The organism is Microbacterium shaanxiense (genome assembly GCF_054779995.1).
The window spans coordinates 941,047-950,731 of sequence record NZ_BAAGXE010000002.1 but is presented as its reverse complement, the minus strand read 5'-3'; the positions used below and the strand labels follow the sequence as shown (position 1 = coordinate 950,731).

At 65.2% G+C, this 9,685-nt stretch carries 4 protein-coding genes and 1 tRNA gene; all 5 read right to left on the bottom strand.

Annotated features, from left to right (window positions below):
* Positions 1-315: 315 nt before the first annotated feature.
* The 5 genes from ACYVG2_RS09545 to ACYVG2_RS09525 all read right to left on the bottom strand — a co-directional run bounded on the left by ACYVG2_RS09545 (position 316) and on the right by ACYVG2_RS09525 (position 9,566).
* Positions 316-400 (bottom strand) — tRNA-Tyr (locus ACYVG2_RS09545).
* Between the two features lie 87 nt (positions 401-487).
* Positions 488-1,408, bottom strand: a complete 921-nt coding sequence (locus ACYVG2_RS09540; RefSeq protein ID WP_460780740.1) for a carbohydrate kinase family protein — start codon at positions 1,406-1,408, stop codon at positions 488-490.
* 197 nt (positions 1,409-1,605) lie between these two features.
* The gene (gene rpoC, locus ACYVG2_RS09535; protein WP_460780739.1) at positions 1,606-5,481 is read right to left on the bottom strand and encodes a DNA-directed RNA polymerase subunit beta'; all 3,876 of its coding nucleotides are present in this window, start codon (positions 5,479-5,481) and stop codon (positions 1,606-1,608) included.
* A gap of 41 nt (positions 5,482-5,522) precedes the next feature.
* A complete protein-coding gene (gene rpoB, locus ACYVG2_RS09530) occupies positions 5,523-9,017 on the bottom strand; it encodes a DNA-directed RNA polymerase subunit beta (protein ID WP_448966276.1) in 3,495 nt (1,164 codons plus the stop codon).
* A gap of 255 nt (positions 9,018-9,272) precedes the next feature.
* The gene (locus ACYVG2_RS09525; RefSeq protein WP_460780738.1) at positions 9,273-9,566 is read right to left on the bottom strand and encodes a hypothetical protein; all 294 of its coding nucleotides are present in this window, start codon (positions 9,564-9,566) and stop codon (positions 9,273-9,275) included.
* Between the last annotated feature and the right edge of the window lie 119 nt (positions 9,567-9,685).

The following is a 9,685-nucleotide window of genomic DNA, read 5'->3' as shown; positions in this document are numbered from 1 at the left end:
CAGACGATGAACTGGGTCGACTGGTGGAACAACAAGCGTCTCCACGAAGCTCTCGACTACGCCACCCCAACCGAGATCGAAGCCGCCTACTATCAAACACACAACGCCGAACCGGCGCTCACATAGACAACGGAACTGAACCCAGGGCGGTTCAATCTGCCTCGTCCACAACAACGACGCCACCATCATCACCCTGAGCAGCGGCGAACTCATCGCCGAATTCACTCTCACCCCCAACAAGAACTACCAAAGCAAAAACGGCTGAACCCCCGGTTTCCGGGGGTTCAGCCGTTCACGATGCCCTGAGACATCACATGGTGGCGAGTGAGGGATTCGAACCCCCGAATGCGATGCAGTCTGATTTACAGTCAGATCCCTTTGGCCGCTTGGGTAACTCGCCAAGTGCACACCCGTCCAGCTTGTACAGCCAACCGGGGGCGCGAGAATCAAGCATACCCGCCGGAAGCGGGTCTAAGAAATCGAACGGTCAGCTCCCGCGGACCCCGCGCTCACCATCCTCGAGCGACTCGGGCGTACGCAGCAGACCGCCCTCCGCGCGACACGTCGCGGCGGCGACGTCCATCGCCCTATCGAGCAGCTTCTGCCAGTCCCCCGCCGCCTGCGGACGCACACCGACGAGGCCGGCGGCGACGGCGGAGAGCGTGGCATCGCCCGCGCCGACGGTGTCGATGACGGCTCCGGGCAGGTGCGAGATCGGGGCGGCGACGGTGCCGGCATCCGCCTCGAGGGTCGCGCCGTCCTTGCCTGCCGTCGCCAGCACGGCGTCGGCGCCCAGCTCCCGCAGCCGAGACCGCAGAGCGTCGAGATCGCCGTCGTAGAGCAGCGCGGCATCATCCGCCCCGACCTTGACGATCGCGGCATCCGCGGCAAGCCTCTCGAACCCGCGCACGAACTCGCCGCGGTCGCTGAGCATGCCGGAACGCGGGTTCGGGTCGATCGCCACTCTGACGCCGACGAGGGCCTCTGCGACAGCATCCACTTCGGCCGGCACGTCGAAGGGGAAGCAGCTGATCACGGCCAGATCGGCGTCGGCGAGCACCGCGCGGGCTTCGTCGCCGTAGCGGATGCTGCGCCGCTGAGCCGCCTCGTTGAAGACGTAGGTGGGCTCGCCGCGCGCGTCACGCTGCACGACCGCGCGTGAAGACCCGAGCGGCGCATCGCTGGCGACCAGGCGCACATCGTGGTCGGCGAGGTACTCGCGGATATGGGCGCCTGCCACGTCGTCGCCGACCATCGCGATGAGCGTCGTCGGCACGCCGAGCCGCCGGAGGCCGACGGCGACGTTCAACGCCGCACCGCCGACCAGCTCGCGCACGCCGCCGGCGTCGTGGATCTCGTCGATGAGGGCGTCGCCGATCACGACGGCGCTCGAGGTGCGATGCTGCATCCATCAATTCTGGCCCATGATCAGCATCCGCTCCGCCCAGGCCTCGTCAGAAGACTTTCGCGGGTCCGGATGCGTCGGAAGCCGCGAAAGTCTTCCGCCATCGCTTGGGCGGCACGGCAACTCGCGAGATCCCACACCCCAGACACGAAGAAGGCCCCAGGGCGAACCCTGGGGCCTTCTTCAGTGGATCAGAACGCTCAGTTGTACGTACCGGGCGTCACGTCGTCCGTCGAGAACGCGTCGAAGTCGACGTAACCGAAGTCGCCCTCGGCGTACGCACCGTCGGATGCGAAGATCCGGTTCGGGTAGCGCTCGCTCTTGGCTTCCTCCGTCGCCTCGACCGTGACGTCGCGATACTTCGCGAGGCCCGTTCCGGCGGGGATGAGCTTACCGATGATGACGTTCTCCTTGAGACCGACCAGCGGGTCGCGCTTGCCCTGCATGGCAGCCTCGGTGAGCACGCGGGTCGTCTCCTGGAACGACGCAGCCGACAGCCACGACTCGGTCGCAAGCGACGCCTTCGTGATACCCATCAGCTCCGAACGACCGGATGCCGGACGCTTGCCCTCGGCGACAGCCTCGCGGTTGATCGCCTGGTAGCGCTTGAGGTCGACCATCTCACCCGGGAGCAGGGTCGTGTCGGCGTGATCGACGACGGTGACCTTGCGGAGCATCTGACGGACGATGACCTCGATGTGCTTGTCGTGGATCGGCACACCCTGCGAGCGGTACACGCCCTGGACGCCGCCGACGAGGTAACGCTGCACCTCGCGAGCACCCATGACACGCATGACCTCCTTGGGGTCGAGCGTGCCCACCAGGATCGGCTGACCGACCGTGACGTGCTGGCCGTCCTCGACGAGAAGCGTCGCACGCTTCAGCACCGGGTAGATGACCTCCTCATCGCCGTTGTCGGGCGTGAGGATGACCTTCTTGGCCTTGTCGGTCTCGTCGATCGTGATGCGGCCATCGGCCTCGGCGATCGGCGATGCGCCCTTCGGCGTACGAGCCTCGAAGAGCTCCTGCACACGGGGCAGACCCTGGGTGATGTCGTCCGCCGATGCCGAACCACCGGTGTGGAACGTACGCATCGTCAGCTGGGTACCGGGCTCACCGATCGACTGCGCCGCGATGATGCCGACGGCCTCGCCGATGTCGACGGTCTTACCCGTCGCCAGCGAACGGCCATAGCACTGCGCGCAGACGCCGACAGCCGAGTCGCAGGTCAGCACGGAGCGCACCTTGATGGTGTCGACACCGAGCTCGACGAGCTTGTCGATCAGGACGTCTCCGACGTCGTCGCCGGCAGAGGCGAGAACCTCGCCCTTGCTGTCGATCACGTCAGCGGCCAGCGTGCGGGCGAACACCGAGTTCTCGACGTTCGCGTCGCGCACGAGCTCGCCCTGCGAGTTCGGAGCGGCGATCGGGAGCTCGAGGCCCTTCGACGTGCCGCAGTCCTCTTCGCGGATGATGACGTCCTGCGAGACGTCCACCAGACGACGGGTCAGGTAACCCGAGTCGGCGGTACGCAGAGCGGTGTCGGCCAGGCCCTTACGGGTACCGTGCGTCGCGATGAAGTACTCCGCCACCGACAGACCCTCGCGGTACGAGGAGATGATCGGACGGGGGATGATCTCACCCTTGGGGTTGTTCACCAGACCACGCATACCCGCGATGTTGCGGATCTGCAGCCAGTTACCACGAGCACCGGAGGACACCATGCGGTTGATGGTGTTGTCCTCAGGGAAGTTCTCGCGCATCGCGACCTGAACCTCGTCGGTTGCCTCGGTCCAGATCTTGATGAGCTCCTGACGACGCTCGGCGTCGGTGGTGAGACCCTTCTCGTACTGGGACTGGACCTTCGCAGCCAGCTTCTCGTGCTTGGCGACGATCTCCTTCTTGTTCGGAGGAGTGAGCACGTCGCTCAGCGCGACGGTCACACCCGAACGGGTGGCCCAGTAGAAGCCGGCATCCTTGATGCGGTCCAGCGTCGCCGCCGTCTCGACCTTGGGGTACTCCTCGGCCAGCTTGTTGACGATCTGCGACAGCTTGCCCTTGTCGGCAGGCTCGCGCACGAACGGGTAGCCCTTCGGGAGCGTGGCGTTGAAGATCGCCTGACCCAGCGAGGCGTCGACGAGTCCGTGGCGCTCGTAGCCCTCAGGCGCCTGTCCTTCGAGGAAGGTCAGACCAGGGATGCGGATGCGGACCTTCGCCTGCAGGTCGAGGGTTCCCTCGTCCTTGGCGAGGATCGCCTCGGAGACGGAGCCGAATGCACGGCCCTCGCCCTTCGCGCCGTCCTTGACCACGGTGAGGTGGTGGAGGCCGATGATCATGTCCTGCGAAGGCAGGGTGACCGGACGGCCGTCGGACGGCTTCAGGATGTTGTTCGATGCGAGCATCAGCACGCGGGCCTCGGCCTGAGCCTCGACCGACAGCGGCAGGTGCACAGCCATCTGGTCACCGTCGAAGTCGGCGTTGAACGCCGCGCAGACGAGCGGGTGCAGCTGGATAGCCTTGCCCTCGACGAGCTGAGGCTCGAAGGCCTGGATGCCCAGGCGGTGCAGGGTCGGTGCACGGTTGAGCAGCACCGGACGCTCGCGGATGATCTCCTCGAGCACGTCCCAGACCTCGGGACGGGTGCGCTCGACGGCGCGCTTCGCGGCCTTGATGTTCTGCGAGTGACCGAGGTCGATCAGGCGCTTGATCACGAACGGCTTGAAGAGCTCCAGAGCCATCTGCTTGGGCAGACCGCACTGGTGCAGCTGCAGCTGCGGGCCGACGACGATGACCGAACGGCCGGAGTAGTCGACGCGCTTTCCGAGCAGGTTCTGACGGAAACGACCCTGCTTGCCCTTCAGCATGTCGCTGAGGGACTTCAGGGCGCGGTTGCCGGTACCGGTGACGGGGCGACCACGGCGACCGTTGTCGAACAGTGCGTCGACGGCCTCCTGCAGCATGCGCTTCTCGTTGTTGACGATGATCTCGGGAGCACCGAGGTCGATCAGACGACGAAGACGGTTGTTGCGGTTGATCACGCGGCGGTACAGGTCGTTCAGGTCGCTGGTCGCGAAGCGGCCACCGTCGAGCTGCACCATCGGGCGCAGCTCCGGCGGGATCACCGGGACGACGTCGAGGACCATGGATGCCGGGCTCATGCCGGTCTCCAGGAACGAGTTGACGACCTTCAGACGCTTGATCGCACGGATCTTGCGCTGTCCCTTGCCCTCGGAGATCTGAAGGTGCAGGCTCTCGGCCTCAGCCTTCAGGTCGAAGGCTGCAAGGCGACGCTGGATCGACTCCGCACCCATGTGGGCCTCGAAGTACTGACCGAAGCGGTCCTGCAGCTCGTGGAAGACGTCGTCCTCCGGACGAAGAGCGCCGACCTGGAGCGTGCGGAAGTCTTCCCACACGCGCTCGAGCTTGGCGATCTGCTCGTCGTGGCCCTTGCGAAGGAGAGTCATCTCCTTCTCGGCGGCATCCTTGACCTTCTTCTTCGCGTCGGCCTTGGCGCCCTCGGCCTCAAGGGCTGCGAGCTCCTCCTCCAGACGCGACAGGCGCTCAGCGATCTTCGCGTCGCGGCGGTCACCGAGCGTCTTCAGCTCGAGGCGGATGTTGTTCTCCTGCGTGGCAAGGTCGCGGTGACGAGCATCCTCGTCGACCGAGATGACCATGTACGCCGCGAAGTAGATGACCTTCTCCAGGTCCTTCGGTGCCATGTCCAGCAGGTATCCGAGGCGCGACGGGACGCCCTTGAAGTACCAGATGTGGGTGACGGGCGCGGCGAGCTCGATGTGGCCCATGCGCTCGCGACGGACGGAGCTCTTGGTGACCTCCACGCCGCAGCGCTCGCACACGATGCCCTTGAAGCGGACGCGCTTGTACTTACCGCATGCGCACTCCCAGTCGCGGGACGGTCCGAAGATCTGCTCTCCGAAGAGGCCGTCCTTCTCGGGCTTGAGCGTGCGGTAGTTGATGGTTTCAGGCTTCTTGACCTCACCGTATGACCATCCGCGGATGTCGTCAGCGGTGGCCAGGCCGATGCGAAGCTCATCGAAGGTGTTTGACTCGAGCACTAGTTCTCCTGTGTCTCAATAAGAATTCGTTATCGGCCGGATCAGATCTCGTCGATCGAGGCGGACTCGAATCGGCTGGAGATGTTGATACCGAGCTCCTCCGCTGCGCGGAATGCCTCGTCGTCGGTGTCGCGGAGGTTGACCGCCGTGCCGTCTGCCGAGAGGACCTCGACGTTCAGGCAGAGCGACTGCATCTCCTTCATGAGCACCTTGAAGGACTCGGGGATGCCGGGCTCCTGGATGTTCTCGCCCTTGACGATCGCCTCGTACACCTTGACGCGGCCGAGGATGTCGTCGGACTTGATCGTGAGGAGCTCCTGGAGGGCGTACGCGGCGCCGTAGGCCTCGAGGGCCCACACCTCCATCTCACCGAAGCGCTGTCCACCGAACTGCGCCTTACCACCGAGCGGCTGCTGGGTGATCATCGAGTACGGACCCGTCGAACGCGCGTGGATCTTGTCGTCGACCAGGTGGTGCAGCTTCAGGATGTACATGTAGCCCACCGAGATCGGCGCAGGGAACGGCTCACCGGAGCGGCCGTCGAACAGCTGCGTCTTACCGGTCGAGTCGATCAGGCGGTCACCGTCGCGCGTCGGCAGCGTCGAGTCGAGAAGACCGGCGATCTCCTGCTCTTCCGCACCGTCGAACACCGGGGTCGCGACCTTGGTGCCTGGAGCCGCCTCGAAGGCGTCCTTCGGCAGGTGCGCAGCCCACTCGGGGTTGCCCTCGACCTTCCAGCCCTGCTTGGCGATCCACCCGAGGTGGGTCTCCAGCACCTGGCCGAAGTTCATTCGACCGGGGATTCCGAGCGGGTTCAGGACGATGTCGACCGGGGTGCCGTCCGGAAGGAACGGCATGTCCTCGATCGGCAGGATCTTGGCGATGACACCCTTGTTGCCGTGACGACCGGCGAGCTTGTCGCCCTCGGTGATCTTGCGCTTCTGGGCGATGTAGACCACGACGCGGCGGTTGACGCCGGAGCCGAGCTCGTCATCGCCGTCTTCGGCGTTGAACTCCTTGACCGCGATGATCGTGCCCTGCTCACCGTGGGGCACCTTCAGGGAGGTGTCACGGACCTCGCGGCTCTTCTCATTGAAGATCGCGCGGAGCAGGCGCTCCTCGGCCGACAGCTCGGTCTCACCCTTCGGCGTGACCTTGCCGACGAGGATGTCGCCGGGGCGGACCTCGGCGCCGATGCGGATGATGCCGCGCTCGTCGAGATCCTTCAGCAGCTCGGGGCTGACGTTGGGGAGGTCACGGGTGATCTCCTCCTTGCCGAGCTTCGTGTCGCGGGAGTCGACCTCGTACTCCTCGATGTGGATCGAGGAGAGCGTGTCGTCCTTCACCAGGTCCTGGCTGAGGATGATCGCATCCTCGAAGTTGTAGCCTTCCCAGGTCATGAACGCGACGAGCAGGTTCTTACCGAGGGCGAGCTCACCGTTCTGGGTCGCAGGACCGTCGGCGATGACCTCGTTGACCTCGACGCGCTCGCCTGCCGACACGAGAACCTTCTGGTTGTAAGAGGTTCCCTGGTTCGAGCGGTCGAACTTGCGGAGGTAGTACTCCTTGGTGCCGCCCTCGTCGAGCTGGAGCACGACGCGGTCGGCGGAGACCTCGGTGACGACACCGGCCTTGTCGGCGCTGATGACATCGCCGGCGTCGATGGCCGCGTAGCCCTCCATACCGGTTCCGACCAGCGGGGAGTCGCTGCGCAGCAGCGGCACAGCCTGACGCTGCATGTTGGCGCCCATGAGCGCGCGCTGAGCGTCATCGTGCTCGAGGAACGGCACGAGCGAGGTCGCGACCGACACCATCTGGCGCGGCGAGACGTCCATGTAGCCGATCTCCTCCGGCGCGAACACGTCGACCTCGCCACCGGGGCGGCGGGCCAGGACGCGCTCTTCGCGGAAGTGACCGTCTGCCTTGAGCGGCGCGTTGGCCTGAGCGACGATGAAGTCGTTCTCCTCGGAGGCGGTCAGGTAGTCGATGTCATCCGTGACCTGGCCGTTGACGACGCGACGGTACGGGGTCTCGATGAAACCGAAGGAGTTGATGCGCGCGAAGGTCGCGAGCGAGCCGATCAGACCGATGTTCGGTCCTTCAGGGGTCTCGATCGGGCACATGCGGCCGTAGTGCGACGGGTGAACGTCACGGACCTCGACGCCTGCACGGTCACGAGACAGACCACCAGGGCCGAGCGCCGAGAGGCGGCGCTTGTGGGTCAGACCCGCGAGCGGGTTGTTCTGGTCCATGAACTGCGACAGCTGCGACGTTCCGAAGAACTCCTTGATCGCGGCGACGACGGGGCGCACGTTGATCAGGGTCTGCGGCGTGATCGCCTCGATGTCCTGCGTGGTCATGCGCTCGCGGACGACGCGCTCCATGCGGGACAGGCCCGTGCGGACCTGGTTCTGGATGAGCTCGCCGACGGCGCGGATACGGCGGTTGCCGAAGTTGTCGATGTCGTCGGTCGACATGCGGATCTCGGCCTTCTTGCCGCCGCGGAGACCCTCGAAGGTCTCGTCGCCGCGGTGCAGACGCACGAGGTACTTGATGGTCGCGACGATGTCCTCGACGGTCAGCACCGACGAGTCCAGCGGCTGGTTCAGGCCCAGCTTCTGGTTGATCTTGTAACGACCGACCTTCGCGAGGTCGTAGCGCTTCGCGTTGAAGTAGAAGTTGTCCAGCAGCGCGCGTGCGGCCTCGGCGGCGACCTGCTCGCCCGGACGGAGCTTGCGGTAGATGTCGCGCAGCGCGTCTTCCTTGGTGAGGATCGTGTCCTTCGCGAGGGTCTCCTCGATGGAGGGGTACCCGGCGAACTCGACGAGGATCTCCTCGCTGGTCATGCCCAGCGCCTTGAGGAAGACCGTGACGGACTGCTTGCGCTTGCGGTCGATGCGCACGCCGACCTGGTCGCGCTTGTCGATCTCGAACTCGAGCCATGCACCGCGGCTCGGGATGACGCGCGCCGAGACGATGTCCTTGTCGGAGGTCTTGTCGGGGGTCTTGTCGAAGTAGACACCCGGCGAGCGCACGAGCTGCGACACGACGACGCGCTCGGTGCCGTTGATGATGAAGGTTCCGCGGCTGGTCTGCAGCGGGAAGTCACCCATGAAGACGGTCTGAGTCTTGATCTCACCGGTCTGGTGGTTCATGAACTCGGCCTCGACGTAGAGCGGGGCGGCGTAGGTCTTGCCGCGCTCCTTGCACTCGTCGATCGAGTACTTCTCCGGCTCGAGGTACGGGTTGGTGAAGCTCAGCTGCATCGTCTCGCTGAGGTCCTCGATCGGAGAGATCTCCTCGAAGATCTCCTCCAGACCGCTGAACTCGTTGAGATCCTTGCGACCGGCCTTCTTGCCCTCTGCGACACGAGCCTTCCAGGTGTCGTTGCCGACGAGCCAGTCGAAGGACTCCGTCTGCAGCGCGAGAAGGTCAGGGACCGTCAGCGTGTCGGAGATCTTGGCGAACGAAAGACGGGAAGCTCCGCGTCCGTTCTTGTTGGTGGTGGATGTGGATGCGTTGCGAGCAGCAGCCAAGGGAATAACCTCCGTGAGCCCCGCAGGGCTTCTCGATTCCTTTGTCGTCAGGTGGAGTGCGCACTCGTATGCTCAACATCTGCCGACCACCATATGAGGGCAGGGAGAACCGAGGCGCAAAGAACAACTATACGTCCGATTTCACGACATGGCAAGCGGAATCCTTGACCAATTCCGGATGCTGCGGTAAAAGGCCCTGAACGGCATCGCCCGCATCCTCTGCGGAGGGAGGCGATGCCGATCGGGGCGTGTGCTCTACTCCTCGCCCTCCGCGTTGCCGCGGCAGGCCATTCCCGGACTCGGCGCCATGCCCTTGCCGCCGGCCCGCACGATCTGTCCGTAACTCTGCACATGGCCACCGGTGATCATGTCGTCGTCGAACCCGGGCGGATTGCCTTCGACGTCATCGGGCAGATCGCGTCCCGAGAAGTGGCACGCCGAGTGCGCGTTGTCGCCGCCGCGCACATCACCGCCCTGACCGTCGTACTCGCCGGCCATCGCCGCGCTTCCGCCGCCGAGCACGAGCATCAGCGCGAGCGCAGCAGTCATCACTGTCTTCTTCATATCCGCTTCCCAACCCCAGAGGAACCAGCCGCCGTCCCCAGCGGCACGGTGCGGCACCGTCGCCGCACAGCTCGAACGGTAGACCCGCCGTCACGCCCGCACAA

Bases quoted from the DNA above. Each gene is read 5' to 3' on its own strand.
- ACYVG2_RS09540 (WP_460780740.1), bottom strand. From the start codon at position 1,408: ATGCAGCATCGCACCTCGAGCGCCGTCGTGATCGGCGACGCCCTCATC.
- ACYVG2_RS09525 (WP_460780738.1), bottom strand. From the start codon at position 9,566: ATGACTGCTGCGCTCGCGCTGATGCTCGTGCTCGGCGGCGGAAGCGCG.